This is a genomic window from Acinetobacter radioresistens DSM 6976 = NBRC 102413 = CIP 103788 (assembly GCF_006757745.1).
Classification (GTDB): Bacteria; Pseudomonadota; Gammaproteobacteria; order Pseudomonadales; family Moraxellaceae; genus Acinetobacter; species Acinetobacter radioresistens.
This window is the reverse complement of record NZ_AP019740.1, coordinates 2,498,881-2,522,719: the sequence shown is the minus strand read 5'-3', so window position 1 is coordinate 2,522,719 and position 23,839 is coordinate 2,498,881. Positions and strand designations below refer to the sequence as shown.

Annotated in this window: 19 protein-coding genes; 14 read left to right on the top strand and 5 right to left on the bottom strand. The window is 43.3% G+C overall.

The window, feature by feature from the left end; all coding sequences use genetic code 11:
* The first annotated feature begins 551 nt into the window (after positions 1–551).
* Positions 552–1,466, top strand: coding sequence for a LysR family transcriptional regulator (locus tag ACRAD_RS11805; protein WP_005027690.1), 915 nt, complete (start codon positions 552–554; stop codon positions 1,464–1,466).
* A 288-nt stretch (positions 1,467–1,754) separates the two neighbouring features.
* Here ACRAD_RS11805 and ACRAD_RS11800 read toward each other — a convergent pair whose 3' ends face one another.
* The 3 genes from ACRAD_RS11800 to ACRAD_RS11790 form a co-directional block, all read right to left on the bottom strand.
* Positions 1,755–3,038: a ribonucleotide-diphosphate reductase subunit beta gene (locus tag ACRAD_RS11800; RefSeq protein WP_005027688.1), complete on the bottom strand. Its 1,284-nt coding sequence runs from the start codon at positions 3,036–3,038 to the stop codon at positions 1,755–1,757.
* Positions 3,039–3,177: 139 nt separating this feature from the next.
* On the bottom strand, positions 3,178–3,306 hold the full coding sequence (locus ACRAD_RS11795) for a hypothetical protein (protein WP_005018611.1): 129 nt from the start codon (positions 3,304–3,306) through the stop codon (positions 3,178–3,180).
* A 424-nt stretch (positions 3,307–3,730) separates the two neighbouring features.
* Positions 3,731–6,559: a ribonucleoside-diphosphate reductase subunit alpha gene (locus ACRAD_RS11790; RefSeq protein WP_005027685.1), complete on the bottom strand. Its 2,829-nt coding sequence runs from the start codon at positions 6,557–6,559 to the stop codon at positions 3,731–3,733.
* Positions 6,560–7,156: 597 nt separating this feature from the next.
* Here ACRAD_RS11790 and bfmR point away from each other — a divergent pair.
* Both bfmR and bfmS read left to right on the top strand, forming a co-directional pair.
* Positions 7,157–7,873, top strand: a complete 717-nt coding sequence (gene bfmR / locus ACRAD_RS11785; protein ID WP_005018641.1) for a response regulator transcription factor BfmR — start codon at positions 7,157–7,159, stop codon at positions 7,871–7,873.
* 55 nt (positions 7,874–7,928) lie between these two features.
* Entirely contained in the window at positions 7,929–9,581 is a 1,653-nt protein-coding gene (bfmS, locus tag ACRAD_RS11780; protein ID WP_005018642.1) for a sensor histidine kinase BfmS, read from the top strand.
* Between the two features lie 22 nt (positions 9,582–9,603).
* Here bfmS and ACRAD_RS11775 read toward each other — a convergent pair whose 3' ends face one another.
* Positions 9,604–9,960: a hypothetical protein gene (locus ACRAD_RS11775; RefSeq protein WP_005018643.1), complete on the bottom strand. Its 357-nt coding sequence runs from the start codon at positions 9,958–9,960 to the stop codon at positions 9,604–9,606.
* Positions 9,961–10,056: 96 nt separating this feature from the next.
* The gene (locus ACRAD_RS11770; protein WP_005027683.1) at positions 10,057–11,478 is read right to left on the bottom strand and encodes a GGDEF domain-containing protein; all 1,422 of its coding nucleotides are present in this window, start codon (positions 11,476–11,478) and stop codon (positions 10,057–10,059) included.
* Between the two features lie 414 nt (positions 11,479–11,892).
* Between ACRAD_RS11770 and ACRAD_RS11765 the strand changes: the two genes are divergently transcribed.
* The 11 genes from ACRAD_RS11765 to nuoL all read left to right on the top strand — a co-directional run bounded on the left by ACRAD_RS11765 (position 11,893) and on the right by nuoL (position 23,839).
* Positions 11,893–12,444, top strand: coding sequence for an NADH-quinone oxidoreductase subunit A (locus tag ACRAD_RS11765; protein ID WP_005018657.1), 552 nt, complete (start codon positions 11,893–11,895; stop codon positions 12,442–12,444).
* 6 nt (positions 12,445–12,450) lie between these two features.
* Positions 12,451–13,128 carry a NuoB/complex I 20 kDa subunit family protein gene (locus tag ACRAD_RS11760; RefSeq protein WP_005018660.1) on the top strand — a complete coding sequence of 226 codons (678 nt, stop codon included), beginning with the start codon at positions 12,451–12,453 and terminating at the stop codon, positions 13,126–13,128.
* Between the two features lie 88 nt (positions 13,129–13,216).
* Positions 13,217–15,004 carry an NADH-quinone oxidoreductase subunit C/D gene (gene nuoC / locus ACRAD_RS11755; protein WP_005018663.1) on the top strand — a complete coding sequence of 596 codons (1,788 nt, stop codon included), beginning with the start codon at positions 13,217–13,219 and terminating at the stop codon, positions 15,002–15,004.
* 13 nt (positions 15,005–15,017) lie between these two features.
* Entirely contained in the window at positions 15,018–15,527 is a 510-nt protein-coding gene (gene nuoE, locus ACRAD_RS11750) for an NADH-quinone oxidoreductase subunit NuoE (RefSeq protein WP_005018664.1), read from the top strand.
* Positions 15,524–16,852 (top strand): NADH-quinone oxidoreductase subunit NuoF, encoded by a 1,329-nt coding sequence (nuoF, locus tag ACRAD_RS11745; RefSeq protein WP_005018667.1) that lies wholly within the window; start codon positions 15,524–15,526, stop codon positions 16,850–16,852. The genes nuoE and nuoF overlap by 4 nt, the downstream gene beginning before the upstream one ends.
* An 11-nt stretch (positions 16,853–16,863) precedes the next feature.
* Complete coding sequence (gene nuoG, locus ACRAD_RS11740; protein WP_005027681.1) at positions 16,864–19,548, top strand: NADH-quinone oxidoreductase subunit NuoG; 2,685 nt, start codon at positions 16,864–16,866, stop codon at positions 19,546–19,548.
* Positions 19,549–19,550: 2 nt separating this feature from the next.
* Complete coding sequence (gene nuoH, locus ACRAD_RS11735; RefSeq protein ID WP_005027679.1) at positions 19,551–20,564, top strand: NADH-quinone oxidoreductase subunit NuoH; 1,014 nt, start codon at positions 19,551–19,553, stop codon at positions 20,562–20,564.
* Between the two features lie 18 nt (positions 20,565–20,582).
* Positions 20,583–21,125: an NADH-quinone oxidoreductase subunit NuoI gene (nuoI, locus tag ACRAD_RS11730; RefSeq protein ID WP_005018674.1), complete on the top strand. Its 543-nt coding sequence runs from the start codon at positions 20,583–20,585 to the stop codon at positions 21,123–21,125.
* Entirely contained in the window at positions 21,125–21,649 is a 525-nt protein-coding gene (gene nuoJ, locus ACRAD_RS11725; RefSeq protein WP_171063943.1) for an NADH-quinone oxidoreductase subunit J, read from the top strand. The genes nuoI and nuoJ overlap by 1 nt, the downstream gene beginning before the upstream one ends.
* Entirely contained in the window at positions 21,642–21,950 is a 309-nt protein-coding gene (gene nuoK, locus ACRAD_RS11720) for an NADH-quinone oxidoreductase subunit NuoK (protein ID WP_005018679.1), read from the top strand. Before nuoJ ends, nuoK begins: the two co-directional genes overlap by 8 nt.
* Positions 21,947–23,839 carry an NADH-quinone oxidoreductase subunit L gene (gene nuoL, locus ACRAD_RS11715; RefSeq protein ID WP_005027674.1) on the top strand — a complete coding sequence of 631 codons (1,893 nt, stop codon included), beginning with the start codon at positions 21,947–21,949 and terminating at the stop codon, positions 23,837–23,839. Before nuoK ends, nuoL begins: the two co-directional genes overlap by 4 nt.

Genomic DNA, 23,839 nt, shown 5'->3' with positions numbered 1-23,839 from the left:
AAATAGCCCTTTTTTATTGTATATAATAGATATATATTTAATGCTCATAAATAAGAATTTTCTTTTAAAGTAAAATATTAGAAGAACTAAATATATTTAAATTTTTATTAATTTTAAATTGTGGTGTAGAGGCGTTTTAAAAAAATAATAGAATAAATGAAATTTTACCCTAATATAAAGGTTTTAACTTAGTTTTTAATAATTAGTCAAAAGTAAGATTTTAATAAAAATAAGTTTAATTTAAATATAATTCAGTATTGAATTAAATGTTAAAATTTGAAGGGTTATTAAATAAAATAATTTATTAATATAATATAAAGATTAATCGGTTAATAAATCTATAGTCTCTAAAGCTGATTTGGAAATGTTTTTAGTGTAGTTATCATAAGATTGGGCTGCTAGACATATAGCTATTATAGTCATAAATAAGATAATTTTTTTATTAATAATCATGTTGAATTAACCCTATTCAATTCTGTTAAAGAAAAGATATATTAATTTAATGATCTAATCTAATATAGAAATATTACTCATCTATCTGTTTTTGAGATATGTTAACTTTTAAACAATGTAATTATCTGATCAGTATTGTTGAAGAAGGCAGCTTTAATGCTGCTTCCGAAAAACTTTTTATTGCTCAGTCAGCTTTAAGCAGACAAATAAAAAATCTGGAAGATGAAATAGGTTTTTGTGTTTTTAATAGATCCGAAAAAAAAATTAAATTGACCCCTGCTGGATTGGTTCTTTATAAAAGTTTAAAGAATCATCTTGAGAATTTTAACAATTCAATTGAACTGGCAAAGAGAATTAGCGAGGGAGAAGACAGAAATATAAAAATCAGCCACTCTAGCAGCATTATCTTTGATCAAAAAAAGTTGCAGATTTTAGATGAGTTATGCGGAAAATATAAAATTAATATAGAAATTAATACTATTTCATCTGAGGATCAAATTGAAGCAATTCTTAGCGGTAATATTGATATCGGTTTTATTCGACCGCCTGTTCATCACAATTTAGATGAAATAGCTTCTATAAGTTTATATGAAGCCCCTTTATATGTAGCAGTTTCTGCTTCTAATCAGAATTTTAGTGACAAGACCAAGGTTTATATCAGAGATTTAAAGGACTTAGAATTTGTTTCTACCCCCCATTCTGAACGAGGAGGACTGAGCTACTTAGCTTCTAATCTTTGCTTAAGCAATGGTTTTTCTCAAAAAAAATCAAGAATAACTTCACGAAAGTTGTCCCAACTGGATTTAGTTGCAAAGGATTTTGGGATTTGTATTGTTCCTGAGGAATTTGTTAGTATTCTTCCACAGAATGTAAAGTTGCTTTCTATAAACGATAAGAATAATCAATCTGAAGTTAAATTAATTTGGAAAAAGGGGAATGATATTATTATTAAAAACTGTGTAGAAGCTATTCAGGATTCTTATATATCGGATTTTAAATTATCTGAAAATTGATAAATAAAGTTTATATTAAGTATTAGAAATATTTAAAAAATAAGGTTTTAAACTAATTTAATAACTTTTATAAAATATAATTTTTATTTATAAGCTGGTTGCTTTTAATACTTAAGCTAAGTTAGATATTAATTTTTCAAATATAAATAATCTTTAAGATATTAAATAAATTTTTATTACTAATTTGATAGAATTGATATAAAGATAGAGCCCTAAAGCTCTATCTTTACTAGTAAAATATATATAATGAAAATAACATCTGATATGTTGTTTTATATTAAGCTACTTTTACCAGCTTAATGCGCCACCCGTCTGATAATCAGTTACGCGTGTTTCAAAGAAGTTCTTTTCTTTACGCAAGTCCATCATCTCAGACATCCACTGGAATGGATTATTTACACCAGCAAACTGCTCAGGCAAGCCCAACTGGTTTAAACGACGATTACAAATAAATTTGAGATACTCTTCCATCATAGCTGCATTCATACCAAGTACTCCACGTGGCATGGTATCCCGTGCATACTCAATCTCAAGCATGGTGCCTTCTAAAATCATCTGAATGATTTCTTGCTGGAACTCTGCAGTCCATAGATGCGGATTTTCAATTTTGATCTGGTTGATCATATCGATCCCGAAATTCAAATGCATTGACTCATCACGCAAGATGTACTGGAACTGTTCAGCTACACCATTCATTTTATTACGGCGGCCCATTGATAAAATCTGGGTAAAGCCACAGTAAAAGAAAATACCTTCAAGAACACAATAAAAGGCAATCAGGTTACGTAGCAGAATCTGGTCATTTTCCGGGGTGCCCGTTTTAAAAGTCGGATCACTTAAAGACTGGGTATACTTCAGTCCCCACGCTGCCTTACGTGCTACTGACGGTACTTCACGGTACATATTGAAGACTTCGCCTTCATCCATTCCCAACGACTCGATACAATACTGGTAAGCATGGGTATGAATTGCCTCTTCAAATGCCTGACGCAGAATATATTGACGGCATTCCGGGTTGGTAATATGACGGTAAATTGCCAGTACCAGGTTATTTGCGACCAGTGAATCTGCAGTCGAGAAGAAACCGAGTGAACGCATGACAATAGTACGCTCATCTTCAGTCAAGCCGTTTTCAGACTTCCAGAGCGCAATATCATGATTCATGTTAACTTCTTGCGGCATCCAGTGGTTGGCACAACCATCCAGATACTTTTGCCATGCCCACTCATATTTGAATGGAACAAGCTGGTTTAAATCAGCACGACAGTTGATCATGGCTTTATCATCAACCTGTACACGCTGCGCACCCATTTCCAGCTCTTCAAGCCCGGGCGCAACATCCAAATGATTTAAGGATTCAGATGCTCGAGCCAGCGTATCGGTTGAATCTGCTGGTCGCAGCTGACCGGTTCCAGCGGATTGTCCATAAGCCGCATTCTGCGGTGATGGCTTTGCATCAGATACCACTTGCGTATGAGCCGCTTTTTGCGGTTCGACGGGCGCAGGCTGCTGTGCTGGAGCAGCCGGTTTTTGCGAATCATCTTCGAAATCGTCCCAACTTAGGATAGACATAATAGTTCTCTCTTCGTTGCTTATATCTTTATCTGACATCTCACATACGAAGATGTCACTACTATACGCTCATTCTGTGTAAGCAAAATTAAGTTTTACCAATTGCTGCTCTATTTTTAGTCATTAGGCTGCATTGATCTTACTTATTTTGGTTACGCTGTTGTGCCCGGATTTTAATAAAGGCATATACCATCGGTACGTAGAAAAAAATAAAGGAAAAAACCAGAACCGCGAGTCCTAACACATAGTTATGAGTCATATGAGGCATTGAGGTTTCCTTTTATTTAAATTGAGAGGCCTTTCAGCCTCTCAAACCATCTCAATCACTTGGGATGACTACGATAGTGTGTACATACAGTTTCAAATCGATTAAATCGACGTCGAACGTATGAACGCACATGTACACTCTTATTTTGAGTTAACATGTCGTTTGCTCCATACAAATCAAGATGACTTGTACTGGCTCGATAGCTAATTCGATGATAGAATCACTATCGCATTCACATATGCCAGCCTCGTCGTGACCATCTTGATATCACTTCGAGATTGAAAGCCTTCTAGTTAGTTTTGACGGACGCTAGAGGGCTTTTTTATTGCCTGAATTTCGTAATCCCCCTAAGTCCCCTTTTTAAAAGGGAGTGTTCTCCCTCCTTTATTAAAGGAGGGCCGGGGAGGATTTAAAACCTGTCAGATTACTGACAAGCTTCACAGTCAGGATTATCAATCGAACATGCCATAGGCACCGGCGCAGCTTGAGCAAAACCGTCTTCTTCAGCTACAGTTTCCGGTTTGGTTTCTACCACAGGAGCTGCAGCTACTGGGGCCGCTGCTGTGGCTTTAACAGCATTTAATGCACCAGTGTTGATAGTTGATTTCTCGGCTGAAGTAGCACCAAGCGCTCGCAGATAATAGGTTGTTTTCAGGCCACGCAACCATGCCATTTTATAGGTTAGATCAAGTTTCTTGCCATTGGCACCTGCAATATACAGGTTCAGGGACTGGGCCTGATCGATCCATTTCTGGCGTCGTGAAGCAGCATCTACAATCCAGCGTGGCTCAACTTCAAATGCTGTAGCAAAAATAGCTTTTAACTCATCTGGAATACGGGCAATCTTCTGTACAGAACCTTCAAAGTGTTTCAGGTCATTTACCATTACCGAATCCCACAGGCCGCGTTCTTTCAGGGCACGTACCAGATACGGGTTTATCACTGTAAACTCACCAGACAGGTTTGATTTCACATACAGGTTCTGGAAGGTTGGCTCAATTGATTGCGAAACACCACAAATATTAGAAATGGTTGCAGTCGGTGCAATCGCCATTACATTCGAGTTGCGCATACCGTCTTTCTGGACTTTAGTACGTAGAGTATTCCAGTCCAGACGTTGGGTACGGTCCACTTCAAACATACGGTCCGGGCGGGATTTTGCTACAATTTCCAGAGAGTCAATTGGTAAGATTCCTTGATCCCATAGCGACCCTTTGAAGGTTGAATAAGCACCACGCTCAACTGCAAGATCACTTGAAGTCTCAATGGCGTAGTAACTGATCACTTCCATAGATTCATCAGCAAATTCAACTGCTGCATCTGAACCGTAAGCCATACCAAGTTCATACAGTGCATCCTGGAAGCCCATGATACCCATACCAACCGGACGGTGTTTCAGGTTAGAGTTTTTGGCTTGTGGTACAGCATAGTAGTTAATATCGATAACGTTATCGAGCATACGTACAGCTGTTTTTACGGTACGTGCTAGTTTCTCGCGGTCAAGCTTGCCGCCTTGTACATGCTGTACCAAGTTAATAGAACCGAGGTTACATACTGCAATTTCATCCTGATTGGTATTCAGGGTAATTTCAGTACACAGGTTGGAAGAGTGAACCACACCCACATGCTGCTGAGGTGAGCGCAGGTTACATACATCTTTGAAAGTAATCCAAGGATGACCTGTTTCAAACAGCATAGACAGCATTTTACGCCATAAGTCTTTTGCACGGATTTTCTTGTGCAACATGTTCTGTTCTTTGGCAACAGACTCATAATAAGCATAACGCTCTGCAAATGCTGAACCTGTCAGGTCATGCAGATCAGGCGTTTCAGAAGGGGTAAACAGGGTCCATTCACCATCTTCGAAGACACGCTGCATAAACAGGTCAGGTACCCAGTTAGCCGTGTTCATGTCATGGGTACGACGACGGTCATCACCTGTATTTTTACGTAGTTCCAGAAACTCCTCAATATCAAGATGCCAGGTTTCAAGATAGGCACATACTGCACCTTTACGCTTGCCACCCTGGTTAACTGCAACTGCAGTGTCATTTGCAACTTTAAGGAATGGAACTACACCTTGAGATTTGCCATTAGTCCCTTTGATATATGAGTTCAGCGCACGGACCGGGGTCCAGTCATTGCCCAGGCCACCAGCCCATTTTGACAGCATGGCATTATCACGCATTGCGCCATAGATATTATAAAGATCATCTGAAATGGTGGTCAGGTAGCAGCTGGAAAGCTGTGGACGCAGGGTGCCTGAATTAAATAGTGTTGGCGTAGATGCCATATAGTCAAAACTGGACAGCAGATTATAAAATTCGATTGCACGGGCTTCTCGATCATCTTCCTGAACAGCAAGTCCCATAGAAACGCGCATAAAGAATAGTTGGGGCAGTTCGAAGCGTATCCCATTAGAATGGATGAAATAACGGTCAAATAAGGTTTGCAGGCCTAAATAGGTAAACTGGTTTGAACGTTCTGGCTGAATTGCTGCTGCCAGCTTTTTCAGGTCAAATTTCAGCAACTCGGCATCAAGCAGTTCAAGCTCGACCCCTTTTTTCAAGAAACCTTCAAGCGCTTCACTTTCCGGTGTATCTTCAGACAGTCCCAAAAATGCCAGACCGGTTGCCACCAGTTCATCACGTAACAGACGGGCCGTAACATAAGTATAGTTAGGTTCCTGTTCGATACGGGTACGTGTTGCCATCATCATGGTGGTGGCAATATCAGATGCTTTAACGCCGTTATAGAGGTTTTTTACAGTTTCATCAATAATTGCCTGTACATCAATGCCTTCCAGACCTTCACTAGCTTTTTCCAGTGTGGTTTGAAGTTTGCTCATGTCCAGTGGCTGAAGCTGTCCTTTACTGTCAGTAATCTGCAGTGTTGGATGGTGATGAGCGCCAGTTTGCTGGCGAGCTTGGTTACGCTGTTCACGATAAATAACATAAGCACGGGCAACTTTCTGCTCGCCAGTGCGCATAAGTGCCAGTTCAACCTGATCCTGAATTTCTTCAATATGAATCGTCCCGCCAGAAGGTAAACGACGCTTGAAGGTATTCATGACCATTTCAGTTAATTGGGTAATCCGGTCATGGACGCGACTAGAGTCAGCACTTTGCTGGCCTTCTACCGCCAAAAATGCTTTACCAATCGCAACAGAGATTTTTTCTGCATCGAAAGCGGCAACCTCACCGGTGCGTTTAATCACCTGAAGTTGACCTGGGGTTGAAGTGATTGCGCTCATCTCAGTCGCTCTCCATTGTCATCTATTGTTATGTTTAATAAGCCTGATTCATCTGTTTGCAAAACAGGACAGCTGATCAGGATAAACACAAGACTTAGTGGTTTATATTTGAATTGGACACAAGATACGGGAATTTTTAGGGTATATCAATATTGACATTTTAGTAAAAATTTTTCTTGGAAAAGGCCTTTGCTTCGCAGCAAATTTTCCCATTTTCTGTCATTCAGCTATAAGCCTTATTGGCTAAGGCATAGCATAACAAAGCTGGTTCAGCATGCTTATAGATAACTATGTGGATAACTAAAAAAGCGACGAATCAATTACTCAGTTTCTGAACAATGCAATCTTTTGTATATAAAAATACATTTTATCGGTTAAAAAAAAGCTAAAATCCAGGACAAATACTAGAATTTATATAAAAGCCTAGTGATATCAAGCATTAAAAGAATATTACAAAACAATGCTGACATGTATCAGTTTGGTGAACAGCTACTTGTTTACAATGTAAACGTGTGTATATTGCGAATTATTAATGACGTATCACTGAGTTTCGATTCATTAAAGATACCAACAAACATATACATAGAGGCATATTTCATGAGCCAAGAAGAAAAGTTACCAAAAATTTTAATCGTTGAAGATGATGAGCGTCTTGCTCGTCTGACCCAGGAATACTTAATCCGTAACGGGTTGGAAGTGGGGGTGGAAACGGATGGTAACCGTGCAATCCGCCGTATCATCAGTGAACAGCCAGATATGGTCGTACTTGATGTAATGTTGCCAGGAGCAGACGGATTAACCGTTTGTCGTGAAGTGCGTCCACATTACCATCAACCGATTCTGATGCTTACAGCACGTACTGAAGACATGGATCAGGTACTGGGTCTGGAAATGGGCGCTGATGATTACGTGCCGAAACCAGTTCAGCCACGAGTACTATTGGCGCGTATCCGTGCACTGCTGCGTCGTACAGATAAAACTGTAGAAGATGAAGTAGCACAGCGTATTGAGTTTGATGATCTGGTTATTGACAATGGCGGTCGCTCGGTCACTCTCAATGGTGAGCTGGTTGATTTCACCAGTGCTGAGTATGATTTGCTGTGGTTACTGGCTTCGAACGCGGGCCGTATCTTATCACGTGAAGATATCTTTGAGCGTCTGCGCGGTATTGAATATGATGGTCAGGACCGTTCAATCGATGTACGTATCTCACGTATTCGTCCAAAAATCGGTGATGATCCAGAAAATCCAAAACGTATTAAAACTGTACGAAGCAAGGGATATCTGTTTGTCAAAGAAACCAATGGTCTATAAGATATAGCGGTTTTTTTGCTTCTAAACAAATTCATCTCCTTACAAGGTTGGTCGAGTGTTCAAACACAGTATATTCCTGCGTATATACGCAGGACTTGTAGTTCTGGTTGCTTTAGTTGCTGTATTTGGTTACCTGCTGGTCCAAATCATTAACTATCAACGGGCGCAGGAATATCGGGAATCACTCACAGATGGTATTTCTTATGTGATCAGTGAGGGGGTTTCCCGGCAGCCAAGTGAACAGCAAAAGCTGGACTGGATTGCGGATGCCTCTGATCTTCTGGAACTTTCAATCTATTATGTTGATGCCAGTAAAGTAGAGCTGTCACGTGCGGAACGCAAACGAATCAATAATTTGCAGGCAGTAGTACGTTATGATGCCAAGAATACAACTGCGTATATTATTCTTGGGCTAAAAGATGATCCTAAACATTATCTCTATGTCAAAGTAGACAAGATTGGCGAGCGTCAAATGAAGGCCTTGCCAATTTTTATTTTAGATTATCTGATTTACTATCCGGGTCAGGAGCGCGAGTATCTGGCCAAGATTCAAAAATACTTTACTTATCCAATTTCTATTCAAAACCTGCATGAGCTCCAGCTCGATTCTGAACAGATCGGTCAGCTGCGTCAGGATCAGAGCATTATGCTCTATAAAGACAGCGCGACCATGCGTGGTACCAATATTACGATTATTTCACCAATGCCAAGCAATCCGTCTGAAGTGCTGGTGATTGGTCCTGTGCCGGTCTTTAACTGGATGCCATTCCAGCTGGCTGGTGGCATTACCTTGCTGAGCCTATTTTTATTGAGCTTGGGAGTTTACGGTTTAATTGTACCGCTAGAGCGCAAGATCCGTCAGGTACGTTATGCTTTAAACCGTATGAAATCTGGTGATCTGTCATTACGTGTACCTATTGAAGGTAATGATGAAATGGCTAATCTGGCAGCCAGTTACAACAATATGTCAGATCATATCCAGCGCCTTATTGAAGCACAACGTGAGTTGATGCGCGCCGTTTCACATGAGCTAAGAACACCAGTGGCCCGGATTCGCTTCGGTATGGAAATGCTGGCAGAAGAAGATGATTATGAATATCGTCTGCAACAGATTGAAATGATCGATAAGGATATTGAAGCACTGAATACCCTGATTGATGAAATTATGACTTATGCCAAACTGGAGCAGGGGACACCTTCGCTTGAGTTTGAAGAACTTCCGCTGGTAGAAGTGCTGAGTCAGGTAGCAACCGAAACAGAAGCTTTAAAGACCCAAAAGGAAATTGAATTGTTAGCACCAGCCCCTGATCTCCGGGTAGATGCTGAACGCCGCTACCTTCATCGTGTAGTACAAAATCTGGTGGGTAATGCAGTACGTTATTGTGACCATAAGGTGCGAATTTCGGGTGGTATCGATAAAGATGGGAAAGCTTATGTCAGTGTTGAAGATGATGGAGCAGGTATTCCTGAAATAGACCGTGCCCGTATTTTTGAAGCCTTTGCTCGTCTAGATGACAGCAGAACCCGTGCTTCAGGTGGTTATGGACTGGGCCTTTCTATTGTCAGTCGTATTGCATACTGGTTTGGTGGAACCATACAGGTTGATCAGAGCCCGGACTTGGGAGGGGCGCGTTTCATTATGACTTGGCCTGCTCAGCGTTTTAAACATGAAGCCAGAAAAAATCGTATCGATAAAAAAAGCACCTGACAGGTGCTTTTTTATATTAGCCTTATTGCTGGATGGTGGGGTCAGGTGCAATCAGTGGATTGCCTTGGCGTAAACCTTCTAAAGCTGCCTGATTAAAATCAACCAGAAGTTTATGATTTTCGACATCGATACGATGGTTAAGAATTACTTTACAGTCCCCATTGATAGTTTCAACTGTATATTCGTCCGCAATATTTAAAATGCCAGCCAGATTAACGGTAGTAGAAGCATAATCTTCAGTGAAAAGCTTATAAATATCGTTTAAGTCAAAAATGGCATTATTAACTTCTGGATATTTACGTACATACCCCTGTATATATTTAATCAGTAAATCTGCATATAAAAAATAATTAGGTTTATGGGTAAATTTTAAACTCATGTTATTGCTCCTTATTCTTTGATTTTAAGCATAACCTGTAGTGAAAATTAGCAGTGTATTAAGTTCATTAAAGCATGTAACTGAATTATCAAAAAATTATTGAGTGATCACAACACGGTCCCGTCCTGAGCGTTTAGCTTCGTAGAGAGCTAAATCAGCTTTATGCAGTAGTACTTCTATATTGTGTGGGACTGCCGGATTAAATAAAGTCAGGCCAATACTGATCTGGATAGAAAATTGAGTCTCTGCATCTAGCTGGATGATATGTGTTTTTAAAGTTTCTCTTATTCTTTCAGCAATTTCAAATGCCTCAGCAGGACCAACATCAAGCAGCACTATAGCAAACTCTTCACCACCTAACCGGCCAAAAAGATCATAGCCGCGCAAGCTGCGCCGAATAACTGCAGCACAGACCCTTAATGCCTCATCTCCAGCCTGATGCCCATATTTGTCATTGATCAGTTTAAAATGATCAATATCAAGCATAAGTACCGCAAGTGACTGACTTTCCTGAGTGCGCTGTCTAAGAAGTAAATGGGCAGAGCGCATAAATTGGCGCCGGGTTAAGCTGGCAGTCAGCTCATCATGTGCTACATGGTGTTGAAGTTCCCGGATCAGTTGGGAACGGATGCGGTTAATACTTGAAACAGTTAAGGGGGCAATTGCCATGGTAATAATACCAAAGCGGAGTGAAATCATTTCCAGATAGTACTGTTCAGGATAAAGTGTCAGGTATTTATCTGACATGAAAAAAGCAATATAGAAGCAGCTAATTGATGTAATCAGTGCCACAGTAAAATGCCGGTAATTCAGGGCACACCAGATTAATGCTGCAATCGGATAAAGAATGGCGCCTGGGCCTGAATCGTAGTAACTGAGTGATAACGAAAATAACAGTACAAAAATGGGTAAGATATGCAGAAAGCTATATGGTCCATCTGCTGGGCGAAAGATCTGATGAATTCCTTTTTGATAAGGCAAGTTTAAAATAAGAGGCAAAATTAAAATCGCATTCTGTAACTCGGCACTAAACCAGTAGCCAAAAATAGTCCAGAATGAGCCGTGAATAAGTTTGGTATCTAATTGAGGAAATAGACTGGCAATAAAGAGTGAGCTAACCAAACTGCCTATGCAGCAGAATAAAAGCAGAAACAAATAAAAATAGCCTTGGTGCAGTAGACGAAAATAAGGGCGAAATTTTATATAAAAGGCAAAAGCAATAATTACATAGAGCAAATTGGCAGTAGTAAAACCAAGGGCAATACTCCATGAGTGAAATGACAGAAGATCTGAAACTACATAACCAGTAAAAGCACCTGCTAAAGTATAGGCATTTCGGGTAACCGGAAAGCGTGCCAAGCAACCCAAGAGAATGGAGTTAGCTGGCCAGAAAGCTGCCAGATGGTTAAAAGGACGGGTTGCAATACCCCACATGCAGCAAGCGAAAATCATTATTGCGAAGATGAAGAAGTATTGCCATGCCTGAACCTTTAGTATTCTTCCTTGAAAATAGGGCATGAGCTAAGCCTTGCAAGATATATAATTACAGTCTCATAAAAAGTTAATAAAGCATTGTTGTTTAAATGTTGATCATAGTTGAGTAATATTTATAAATACAGTCATGTTTTAAAGCAAGATCAAGAAAAATGTAAACTGAAAGAATAGGGATATTAGAAAAGAATATTAATATGAAAAAACAATAGAGCTTGAAAATATTATTTTTTTAACCGATTTTATGGCTGTAAAAGTACAAGACTTGTCTATATAGGTTTAAAAACGAATAAAAAATCATCCAAAAGACTAAGTGCCTTTAACTAGCAAGTCAAATCATAAATCAGGTACAATTGGCGGGATTAATTTTATGTTTGGTATATTTAAACGGCCAATACATACATTCTTTGTTAATATAGGCCTGCCAGGAGTTATCCCCGCATGAGTGCCATTACTCCATACGATTGGGCAATTATTGCTTTCGTGATCGGCGTTACATTTCTTTGTGTTTTTATGCTGACAGTTCCCTTACTCCTTGGGGGTAAATCATGGGGGCGTGCCAAGCAGGAACAGTTTGAATCAGGTGTAGTGAGTGCCGGTGGTGCACGTATTCGCTTGTCTGCAAAGTTCTATCTTGTTGCTATTTTCTTCGTGGTATTTGACCTTGAAGCTCTCTATCTTTATGCATGGGCATCTTCTGTGCGCGAAGTGGGCTGGATCGGTTTTGCAACAGCCGCTGTATTTATTTTAGTTTTACTCGTTGGTTTGATTTACGAAATGTCGACAGGTGCACTGAACTGGGCACCTTCAGACAAGCGTAAAGCAGCAGGGATTAAACCTAAAGTAGGCTCACCTAATATGGATCTTGCAGAAATTACCCGCTTCAACTCTATCGACGAGCTGGTGATGGACCCAACGGGTCAGATTCCAGCTCAATCCTCAGGTCGTATGAAACAAAAAACATCGACTGTTTTGACATCTGAACAGGAGTAACTCGGGATGAAATATACCTTAACCCGTGCGAATCCAGATGCTGAGCAATATCCGCTTCAAGAGCGTCAAATCGTAACTGATCCGCTTGAGAGTGAAGTGAATAAAAATGTGTTCATGACCCGTTTAGAGGACGTGCTGCACACAGCTGTAAACTGGGGCCGTAAAAATTCTATCTGGCCTTTTAACTTTGGTACGTCTTGCTGTTATGTAGAGTATGCAACGACCTTAACAGGCGTTCATGATATGTCACGCTTTGGTGCCGAGGTTATCCGTGCTTCACCGCGTCAGGCTGACCTGATGATCGTTGCCGGAACCTGTTTTACCAAAATGGCACCGGTGATTCAGCGTCTGTATGAACAGATGCTTGAGCCAAAATGGGTTATTTCCATGGGTGCCTGCGCCAACTCGGGCGGTATGTATGACATTTACTCTGTAGTCCAGGGTGTAGATAAAATTATTCCTGTAGATGTATATGTACCAGGCTGTCCGCCGCGTCCTGAAGCTCTGCTCCAGGCATTGATGCTGTTACAAGACCAGATTCAATTAGAGCGCCGTCCGCTTTCTACAATAATCGGTGATGATCTTCAGCCAGTATATAAGCCAAAGATGATGCCGGAACGGGACCGTAAACAGGCTCAGCGTATTGCTGTGACTAATTTGCGCTCTATGGATGAAATTGAATAATTTTAGCGACTGAATTTTTAAATGCACCCGTATGGGTGTAATTGTCGTTAGGGTTGACCAAATTTGTATTGAATAGGAAGCCAAGCCAATGGCTGAAACTGACATTGCTATGCCAGAATCAACGCCAGTTGATTCACGCCCAGCATTTGCAATTGTAGAAGAACTCAAAACCAAGTTTGGTGAGAACTTCTACGTGCAACCGACTTGTGAAAATTTTCCGACGGTCTGGGTCGAACGCGCACGTGTACAAGAAGTGCTGATGTTCTTGCGTACGGTAAGTAAGCCGTATGTGATGCTATTTGACTTGTCTGCGATGGATGAGCGTTTACGCCAGCATCGTGATGGTTTGCCTGCATCAGACTTTACTGTGTTCTATCATTTGTTATCGCTTGAGCGCAATACCGATATCCGGATTAAAGTGGCGCTGAATGAGCATGACTTGAACCTGGGTACCATTACCAATATCTGGCCAAATGCCAACTGGTATGAACGCGAAGCTTATGACATGTTCGGGATTAACTTCGAAGGTCATCCGATGCTTCGTCGTATTCTCTTGCCAACTTACTGGGAAGGTCATCCGCTTCGTAAAGAGTACTCTGCGCGTGCAACTGAATATACGCCATATATGCAGGACAAGGCCAAGCAGGACTATGAACAGGAGCATCTGCGTTTTGTACCAGAAGACTGGGGTCTAAAACGCGGCAATGCCGATGAAGACTTTATGTTCCTGAACCTGGGTCCTAACCACCCGTCTGCGCATGGTGCATTCCGTGTCATCTTGCAGCTAGATGGTGAAGAGATTAAGGACTGTGTACCGGACATTGGTTATCACCATCGTGGTGCCGAAAAGATGGGTGAACGCCAGACTTGGCATTCATACATTCCTTATACTGACCGCGTAGACTATCTGGGCGGCTGTTCTCAGAACATGCCTTATCTGATGTCGATTGAACAGTTGGCTGGTATTACTGTGCCAGATCGTGCACAGTGTATTCGTGTCATGATGTCAGAGCTGTTTCGTATCAATAACCATCTGTTATATATCGGTACTGCGATTCAGGATGCCGGCGGTATGACTCCGGTGTTCTACATGTTTGCTGACCGCCAGAAAATTTATGATGCAATTGAAGCTATTACCGGTTTCCGTATGCATCCGGCCTGGTTCCGTATTGGTGGTACTGCACATGATCTGCCAAATAACTGGCAGAAACTTATCCGTGAAATCCTTGAGTGGATGCCGAAACGGATGAATGAATACTATACGGCTGCACTTCGCAACTCGGTGTTTATGGGCCGTACCAAAAACGTAGCACAGTATGATGCTAAAGCAGCATTGGCTTGGGGCGTAACGGGTACAGGTTTGCGTGCGACAGGTATTGATTTTGATGTGCGTAAATACCGTCCATATAGCGGTTATGAAAACTACGACTTTGAAGTGCCAGTAGAGTATGAAGGTGATGCTTACGCGCGTGTCATGGTTCACTTCCATGAAATTAACGAAGCACTGAAAATTATCAAGCAATGCTTGGATAATATGCCTTCTGGTGCTTATAAGGCAGACCATCCACTGGCTGTACCACCACCAAAAGATAAAACTTTAAAAGATATTGAAACCCTGATTACCCACTTCTTGAGTGTGTCTTGGGGACCTGTGATGCCAGCAGGTGAATCCGCAGTGATGGCAGAGGTGGTTAAAGGCGCGTCAACTTATTATTTGACTTCAGACAAGTCAACGATGAGTTATCGTACCCGTATCCGTACACCGACCTTCACGCACTTGCAGCAAATTCCTTCTGTGATTAATGGCAGCCTTGTGTCTGACTTGATCATTTATTTAGCGACTATTGATGTCGTAATGGCAGACGTGGATCGCTAAGGGGTAACGCATTATGATGATTTTGACTGACAAAAAACCACGTGTGAATGTCGAAGGGATTTTAACTTCTGAAGAAATCCATGAAATTCAGCATCACATTGGTCATTATCCCTATGCACGTGCGGCTTCACTGGACGCACTAAAATGTGTGCAGCGCCGTAACGGCTGGGTAGATGATGCCCAGCTTAATGCGATTGCCCAGCTGCTTTCAATCAGTACTGCTGATCTGGAAGGTGTTGCAACATTTTACAACCGTATTTATCGCCAGCCTGTAGGGCGTCATGTGATCCTGTTGTGTGATTCGATTGCATGCTTCCTGATGGGTGCAGAAACTTTGGCAGAAGCATTTCAGCGTGAACTTGGCATCCAGTTTGGTCAAACGACTGCTGATGGCCGTTTTACTTTGCTACCAATCTGCTGCCTGGGTAACTGTGACAAAGGCCCAACGTTAATGATTGATGGAGATACTCACGGTCTAGTTGAAGTGACCTCTATCCAACAGTTATTGGAGAAGTATGTATGAATACCGAACCAAAACCAATTTACGGCGACGGTAACCCGGAAACTCATCCATTAACTTGGCGTCTAAGTAAACAAGAGCATGTACGTAGTGCTGATGACTATGAAACGCTTGAAGGTTATGAAGGCTTTAAAAAAGCGCTAGGCATGCCGCCAAAAGATGTACTGGAAATTGTCAAAGCTGCAACCGTTAAAGGGCGTGGTGGTGCAGGCTTTCCGGCGGGTATCAAATGGTCGCTGATGGCGCCAAATGATAATTCAGGTCCACGTTACCTGATCTGTAACGCCGATGAGATGGAGCCAGGTACGTTCAAAGACCGTTTGCTGATGGAGCGTTTACCGCATCAGCTGATCGAAGGTATGCTGATTGCAGGTTATACCTTGGAAGCGACTCACGGTTATATCTTCATCCGTGGCGAGTATATCGAAGCTGCACAGTATTTAAATGAAGCTTTGGAACAGATCCGTGCCAAAGGTTATTTGGGTGAAAATATCCTGGATACTGGCTGGAACTTTGAAATGTACGTGCACACTGGTGCAGGACGTTATATCTGTGGCGAAGAAACTGCACTGATCAACTCGCTGGAAGGTCGCCGTGCCAATCCGCGTACCAAACCGCCATTTCCACAGGTCGCAGGTGCTTGGGGACGTCCTACAATTGTCAACAACGTAGAGACTTACAACAATCTGCCAGCGATTATGCTGCGTGGTCCGGAATGGTATATCGGTCTGTCTGCAGGCAAGTCTAAAGATCCAGGTACCAAAATTTATGGTGCATCAGGCAAAGTGAAATTTCCTGGGCTATGGGAGCTGCCATTTGGTACTACGGCACGTGAAGTCATTGAAGAGCATGCCGGTGGTATGCGTGATGGACTGAAACTAAAAGCCTGGCTGCCAGGTGGTGCATCAACAGACTTTCTGACCGCCGATCATATTGATCTGCCAATGGACTCTGACAGTATCATGAAAGCTGGCTCTCGTCTGGGAACCTGCTTGCTAATGGTGTTTGATGAGAACCAGTGCATGGTTTCAGCGACCCGTAATTTAGAAGAATTCTTTGCGCGTGAATCTTGTGGCTGGTGTACACCGTGCCGTGATGGGTTGCCATGGAGTGTGAAAGCACTGCGTTCAATTGAAAATGGTGAAGGCAAGATGGAGGATATCCAGCATCTTCAGGAACTCACCAAGAAATTGTGGATTGGCAAAACATTCTGTGCCCACGCACCAGGTGCGATGGAACCGCTACAGAGCGCATTAAAATATTGGCGTCATGAGTTCGAAGCGAAGATCAAAGATCATGCTCCAGCTCGTGAAGCAGAACAAGCTTAAGGAATTCGACTATGGCTACAATTCATGTCGATGGAAAATCATACGAAGTTGACGGCTCAGAAAACCTGCTACAGGCCTGTCTGTCACTGGGTATCGATATTCCGTATTTTTGTTGGCATCCATCCTTAGGCTCTGTAGGTTCCTGCCGTCAATGTGCAGTAACCCAGTATGCAAATCCTGAGGATACACGCGGTCGTCTGGTTATGTCATGTATGACCCCCGCGGCTGACAATACCTATATTTCGATTGAAGATAAGGAAGCGGTAGATTTTCGTGAGTCTGTCATTGAATTTTTGATGACAAACCACCCGCATGACTGTCCGGTATGCGAAGAGGGTGGCCACTGTCACTTGCAGGATATGACTGTGATGACCGGTCATGACCGCCGTCGTTACCGGTTTACCAAGCGGACACATTACAATCAGGAACTGGGTTCATTTATTGCGCATGAAATGAACCGCTGTATCGCATGTTACCGCTGTGTACGTTATTACAATGACTATGCCGGCGGTACTGACCTGGGCGTATATGCCAACGCGTCACGTGTGTATTTCGGTCGTCCAGAATCAGGTGCTTTGGAATCTGAATTCTCTGGAAATCTGACAGAAATCTGTCCAACTGGCGTGTTCACTGATAAAACCCACTCAGAGCGTTATAACCGTAAATGGGACATGCAGTATGCGCCGAGCGTATGCCAAGGCTGTTCTTCAGGTTGTAATATCTCTCCGGGCGAGCGTTATGGTGAGCTGCGCCGTGTTGAAAACCGGTTTAACGGAGAAGTAAACCAGTACTTCCTGTGTGACAAGGGTCGTTTTGGTACCGGTTATGTCAACCGTGCCGACCGTCCACGTCAACCGCAGTTCCGTTCAGGTACCACAGTGACTACCGCAACTGTAGATGAAGCGCTGGATCAAACTATTGCCAAGTTAAAAGGTAAAAAAGTTCTGGGAATTGGTTCGCCACGTGCCAGCCTTGAGTCTAACTTTGCACTACGCGAACTGGTTGGGCAGGAAAACTACTCAACAGGTATGAACCAGAAAGAGCAGTCACTGGTCGAGCTAGCCGCAGCTATCATGCAGACTGAGGGAATTTATAACCCGAGCATGCGTGAAATTGAAAGCTATGATGCCGTTCTGATTTTAGGTGAAGATCTGACCCAGACCGCACCACGTATGGCCTTGTCTGTACGTCAGGCTGCAAAAAATAAAGCCAAAGAAATGGCTGCAGAGCGCCGTACTCAAGAATGGCTGGCTGAACCGGTCAAGCGTATTGCTCAAGATGCAAAATCTCCGATCTATATCTTGGCTGCAACCCAGACCCGACTGGCAGATGTCGCTACAGGTGAAGTGGTTGCTTCTCCAAACGATATCGCGCGTTTAGGCTTTGCGGTCGCACAAGCAGTGGCGGGTGAAACCATTACTGGTCTGGATGACAGTGCATCTGCATTTGCACAGACTATTGCTGATACCCTGAAAGCTGCGAAAAAGCCTTTGATCATTTCAGGCACCAGCTTGCAAGATGCTGCCATCATGGAAGCTGCTGCACAGGTCGCACAAAATCTGGGTGGTCATGCCGGTTTAAGTCTGACTGTTCCTGAAGTGAACTCAATGGGGCTGGCTCTGTTTGGTGGCTTAAGTCTCGAACAGGCTTTTGCACAGGATTATGATGCAGTAATTGTGGTTGAAAACGATTTGTATCGTCGTCTGCCAGCTACCCGTATTGATGCAGCACTGGCTAAAGCAGCTGAGGTTATTGTATTGGATCATTCTGATACAGCGACTGTTGCTCAAGCATCGATTGTATTGTCTGCTGCAAGCTTTGCTGAAGGAGATGGTACGGTAGTTAGTCAGGAAGGTCGCGCACAGCGTTACTATCAGGTTTATGATCCGTCATACTATAACCCGGCTTATGCGATCAAGGAGTCTTGGCGCTGGCTGCATGCTTTACAGACCGGTCTTGAAGACAAGAACATTAGCTGGACTGTACTGGATGATGTCATTGAAAGTGTCGCTAAAAATGTACCTGTACTTGAAGCGATCCAAGACGTTGCTCCGGACGCGGGCTATCGTATCCATGGTCTGAAAATTGCGCGTGAACCACGTCGCTATTCTGGTCGTACTGCAATGCGTGCGCCGCTTTCTGTACATGAGCCAAAACAGCCAACAGATATTGACTCTGCATTAACCTTTTCTATGGAAGGTTATGTGGGTCCGCAAAAAGCATCATCTCTGGTACCATTTGCCTGGGCTGCGGGTTGGAACTCGCCACAAGCCTGGAATAAATATCAAGATGAAGTCGGTGGCCATTTAAAAGGTGGAGACTCCGGCGTGCGTCTGTTTGACCGTCTGGCTAAACGCCCGGCACGTAGCTATGTTGCACCTGCTGCAGTTCTTGCAAATGCAGAAAGCTTCCGCCTGGTTCCAATGCATCACATCTTTGCTTCTGGTGAGTTCACTGTTAAAACACCAGCGATGGAAACCCGTATTCCTGAAGCGATGTTTGCTGTAGGTGAACAGGATGCCAGCCGCCTTAATGTACAAGATGGTCAGCGTATGACTGTTAAAACGGGGGATACCACCATCAGCCTTCCTGTACAAGTGATTGAATATTTACCGACAGGTTATATCGGTTATCCGGTAGGACTGGCACCTACGGTATCCTTGGCTGAGCCTGTATCAGTTGCGGTAGGAGTGTAATCATGAACGAAACCTTACGCGTACTACCGCAATGGGCAGCCGGTTGGGAAACTACCTTTATGGTAGTACAGGCCATTATCGTACTGCTGGTGGTGGTATTAATGGCAGCGCTGATGTCTTTTATTGAGCGTCGCCTGCTGGCTGTCTGGCAGGACCGTTATGGTCCGAACCGTGTAGGTCCAGGCGGCATGTTCCAGATTGTAGCTGACATGCTTAAAATCATGTTCAAGGAAGACTGGACACCAAAATTCTCTGACAAACTGACATTCCGTCTGGCACCTGCGGTTGCGATGGCAACTGCAGTACTCTCATTTATGGTGATACCTGTATCACCATCTCTGGGCGTAGCCGATATGAGTATCGGCCTGCTGTTCTTTATGGCGATGGCTGGTATTGCAGTTTATGCCGTATTATTTGGCGGCTGGTCTTCAAACAACAAGTACGCATTACTGGGCGGCCTGCGTTCTGCAGCCCAAACAATTTCTTATGAAGTCTTTCTGGGTATTTCACTGATGGGTGTAGTTGCAATTGCAGGTTCTTTCAACCTGCGTGAAATTGTAGAAGCCCAGCGTGACATGTGGTTTATCATTCCGCAGTTCCTTGGTTTTATGATCTTCGTAGTCGCAGGCGTAGCGGTGACTCACCGTCATCCATTTGATCAGCCGGAAGCCGAACAGGAACTTGCAGAAGGTTACCATGTTGAATATGGTGGTATGAAATGGGGGATGTTTTTCGTTGCTGAATACGTCAATATCATCCTGATTTCTGCCCTGATTGTAACTCTATTCTTTGGTGGATGGCTTGCACCATTCAATCTTGAAATTCCGTTCTTGCCACCAGCATTCTGGTTCATTATTAAAACTGCTTTCTTTGTCATGATGTTTGTATTGGCTCGTGGTTCACTTATGCGTCCACGATATGACCAAGTGATGAATTTTGGCTGGAAAGTGTGTCTGCCATTGGCGTTAGTAAACCTATTGGTAACTGGCGCTGTTATTCTGATGAATGCGGCCTAGGACAGCAGGGAGTTAAAAATGTATAAAATTCTAGCTGGAGTTGGGTCAATTGTTCGTACGCTATGGATGGTCTTCACCCATGTCGGACGTAAACGTGACACCATTTTATATCCGGAAGTACCTGCTGAGCAGATCGTACCGCCACGTTATCGTGGACGGATTATTCTGACACGTGATCCGGATGGTGAAGAGCGTTGTGTTGCCTGCAACCTATGTGCTGTCGCCTGTCCGGTAGGCTGTATTTCACTGCAAAAAGCAGAGAAAGAAGATGGTCGCTGGTATCCGGAATTTTTCCGTATCAACTTTTCACGTTGTATCTTCTGCGGTATGTGTGAAGAAGCATGCCCAACCACAGCCATTCAGCTGACACCTGACTTTGAACTTGGTGAATATGTTCGTCAGGATCTGGTTTATGAAAAAGAACATCTGCTAATTTCTGGTCCTGGCAAATATCCTGACTACAATTTCTATCGTGTAGCAGGTATGGCAATCGAAGGCAAAGACAAAGGTCAGGCACAAAAAGAAAGTGCACCTATTGATGTACGGAGTCTATTACCATGATGTGGCCATTTTATCTAATGGCTCTTGTGGCCATTATCTCGACGATTCGTGTGGTAACCAACACCAATCCGGTACACGCTTTACTCAGCCTGATTGTTTCACTTCTGGCAGTAGCAGGTATTTTTCTGATCGTAGGTGCGCCGTTTGCTGGTGCACTTGAAGTGATCGTTTATGCAGGCGCTATTATGGTGCTGTTCGTGTTCGTGGTTATGATGCTGAATCTGGGGCAGCAAACCATGGAGCAGGAGCGTAAATGGTTAAACTCATCTGCCTGGGCCTACCCGGCACTGATGTCATTCCTGATGGGGCTGATTTTAGTGTGGATGCTCGGTGGTGAATACACTACTGCAGGTGCTACGCTCGGCCGTGAAGTTATCGGACCCAAGGCTGTAGGTCAGTCACTCTTTACACATTATTTATTATTGGTTGAGGTTGCCGCAATGCTGCTTCTGGCTTCGCTGGTTGCTGCATTCCATATTGGTCGACGTGAACCGGGTGCAGAAGAGGAAAACAATAATGGGTAACATCCCTCTAGAACATGGTTTGATTGTCGCAACCATTCTTTTTGCACTGGGCTTTTATGGTGTAATGGTACGACGTAACCTTTTGTTTATGTTAATGAGCCTTGAAGTCATGATGAATGCAGCAGCATTGGCATTTGTATTGGCGGGTAGTGCCTGGGCACAGCCGGATGGACAGATTATGTTTATCCTGATTTTGACCTTGGCAGCAGCAGAGGCTTGTATCGGTCTCGCGATCGTCCTTCAGTTTTATCATCGCTTCCATCATCTGGATGTGGATGCTGCTAGTGAGATGCGCGGATGAGCTATTTATATTTGACAGTATTATTCCCGCTAATCGGTTTTCTCTTGTTGGCGGCGGGACGCGATAAGCTTTCTGAAAATATCTCTGCAGTAATCGGTGCAGGCTCAGTAGGCCTGTCTGCTCTGATCGCACTGATTGCTGGTATAGAGTTTGTAGGTAATGGTTCAGTGGCTCAGGCTCAGCATTTGTGGACCTGGTTCAGTGTTGGTACATTTGCTCCTGGCATTAGTCTACATCTGGATGGTCTATCTTTACTGATGACCGGTATGATTACTGGGGTAGGTTTTCTGATCCATATCTTTGCTTCGTGGTATATGCGTGGTGAAGAAGGTTATGCACGCTTTTTCTCTTACTTCAACCTGTTTGTAGCAAGCATGTTGTTGTTAGTACTTGGCGATAACCTGGCACTTTTATTCTTGGGCTGGGAAGGCGTGGGCCTGTGTTCATATCTGCTGATCGGTTTTTATTATTCGAATCCTGCTAATGGCTGGGCGGCAATTAAAGCCTTTACCGTGACTCGTGTAGGTGACGTATTCCTGCTGATTGCATTATTCCTGCTTTATCAACAGTTCGGAACATTAAATATCCAGTATATCGTGGCAAATGCAGCTCAGGTCATGACTCTAAGCTCGTCACTATCTATCTGGACTGCGTTAATGTTATTCCTTGGAGCAGCCGGTAAATCTGCACAGATACCACTGCAAACCTGGCTTGCAGATGCAATGGCAGGTCCAACACCTGTTTCTGCACTGATCCATGCCGCTACTATGGTAACCGCAGGTGTCTACCTAACCTGCCGTATGTTTGCTGTAATGGAAATGGCACCAGAAGTGATGCAGTTTATCTCCATTACTGGTGCGGTTACTTTGCTGGTTGCTGGTTTTGCTGCCTTGGTACAGACCGATATCAAACGTATTCTGGCTTACTCAACTATGAGTCAGTTGGGTTATATGTTTATGGCGGTTGGTGCAGAAGCTTATCAAGCAGGGCTGTTCCACATGCTGGCACATGCTTTCTTTAAAGCATTACTGTTCCTGTCTTCAGGTGCAGTGATTCTGGCTTGTCATCATGAACAGAATATTTTCAAAATGGGTGGCTTACGCAAGAAAATTCCATTTGTGTTCTGGTGCTTTGTTATTGGTGGTGGTGCACTGGCAGCGTTACCAATTGTGACCGTGGGCTTCTTCTCTAAAGATGCGATCCTTGGTGCAGTTTATGCACAGTCAGCCATGTCCAACCTGCCACTTTATAATACATTGTACTGGGTAGGGGTAGTGGGTGCTTTCCTCACTTCAATTTATACATTCCGCTTGATCTGGGTAGTATTCTTTGGTGAAGAGAAGACTCATGCGCATGAAATCAAGGGAGTGACCTATTGGGGTCCGCTGGCAATCCTTGCAGCGTTGTCAACCGGTTTGGGTTACTTCTTGCAAGGTCCAGTAAATAAGCTTCTGGCTACAGCTATTCCTGCATTTAGTATTCCTGAAACACTGGAAGATGCGGTTGCACATGCCGAGCATCTAGCAAGCGGTGTTGCAATTGCTGGTCTGATCGTGGGAATTATCCTGTTTGCTTTTGCTTACAATGTCGTAAAAAGCATTGCCCATACATCGTTTGGTACAGGTATTGCCAATATCTGGCGTAATGCTTTTGGCTTCGATGCCCTTTATCATCTTGTTTTTGTAAAACCATATTTGCTCATCGCGAAGATCATGGGTCGTGATCCGATTGACAGTCTGTGGCTGGTTCTGCCTGCGCTAGTTAAAAGCGGCAACAGCTTTACAAGTTCTCGTCAAACCGGTTTGCTACGTGAATACGCATCTAGCATGTCACTCGGGGTAGTGGTGTTGCTGATGATCCTGATCGTGATTCAGGTAGTGGGGAAATAA

Bases quoted from the DNA above. Each gene is read 5' to 3' on its own strand.
- ACRAD_RS11805 (WP_005027690.1), top strand. From the start codon at position 552: ATGTTAACTTTTAAACAATGTAATTATCTGATCAGTATTGTTGAAGAA.
- ACRAD_RS11800 (WP_005027688.1), bottom strand. From the start codon at position 3,038: ATGTCTATCCTAAGTTGGGACGATTTCGAAGATGATTCGCAAAAACCG.
- ACRAD_RS11795 (WP_005018611.1), bottom strand. From the start codon at position 3,306: ATGCCTCATATGACTCATAACTATGTGTTAGGACTCGCGGTTCTGGTT.
- ACRAD_RS11790 (WP_005027685.1), bottom strand. From the start codon at position 6,559: ATGAGCGCAATCACTTCAACCCCAGGTCAACTTCAGGTGATTAAACGC.
- bfmR (WP_005018641.1), top strand. From the start codon at position 7,157: ATGAGCCAAGAAGAAAAGTTACCAAAAATTTTAATCGTTGAAGATGAT.
- ACRAD_RS11775 (WP_005018643.1), bottom strand. From the start codon at position 9,960: ATGAGTTTAAAATTTACCCATAAACCTAATTATTTTTTATATGCAGAT.
- ACRAD_RS11770 (WP_005027683.1), bottom strand. From the start codon at position 11,478: ATGCCCTATTTTCAAGGAAGAATACTAAAGGTTCAGGCATGGCAATAC.
- ACRAD_RS11765 (WP_005018657.1), top strand. From the start codon at position 11,893: ATGAGTGCCATTACTCCATACGATTGGGCAATTATTGCTTTCGTGATC.
- ACRAD_RS11760 (WP_005018660.1), top strand. From the start codon at position 12,451: ATGAAATATACCTTAACCCGTGCGAATCCAGATGCTGAGCAATATCCG.
- nuoC (WP_005018663.1), top strand. From the start codon at position 13,217: ATGGCTGAAACTGACATTGCTATGCCAGAATCAACGCCAGTTGATTCA.
- nuoE (WP_005018664.1), top strand. From the start codon at position 15,018: ATGATGATTTTGACTGACAAAAAACCACGTGTGAATGTCGAAGGGATT.
- nuoF (WP_005018667.1), top strand. From the start codon at position 15,524: ATGAATACCGAACCAAAACCAATTTACGGCGACGGTAACCCGGAAACT.
- nuoG (WP_005027681.1), top strand. From the start codon at position 16,864: ATGGCTACAATTCATGTCGATGGAAAATCATACGAAGTTGACGGCTCA.
- nuoH (WP_005027679.1), top strand. From the start codon at position 19,551: ATGAACGAAACCTTACGCGTACTACCGCAATGGGCAGCCGGTTGGGAA.
- nuoI (WP_005018674.1), top strand. From the start codon at position 20,583: ATGTATAAAATTCTAGCTGGAGTTGGGTCAATTGTTCGTACGCTATGG.
- nuoJ (WP_171063943.1), top strand. From the start codon at position 21,125: ATGTGGCCATTTTATCTAATGGCTCTTGTGGCCATTATCTCGACGATT.
- nuoK (WP_005018679.1), top strand. From the start codon at position 21,642: ATGGGTAACATCCCTCTAGAACATGGTTTGATTGTCGCAACCATTCTT.
- nuoL (WP_005027674.1), top strand. From the start codon at position 21,947: ATGAGCTATTTATATTTGACAGTATTATTCCCGCTAATCGGTTTTCTC.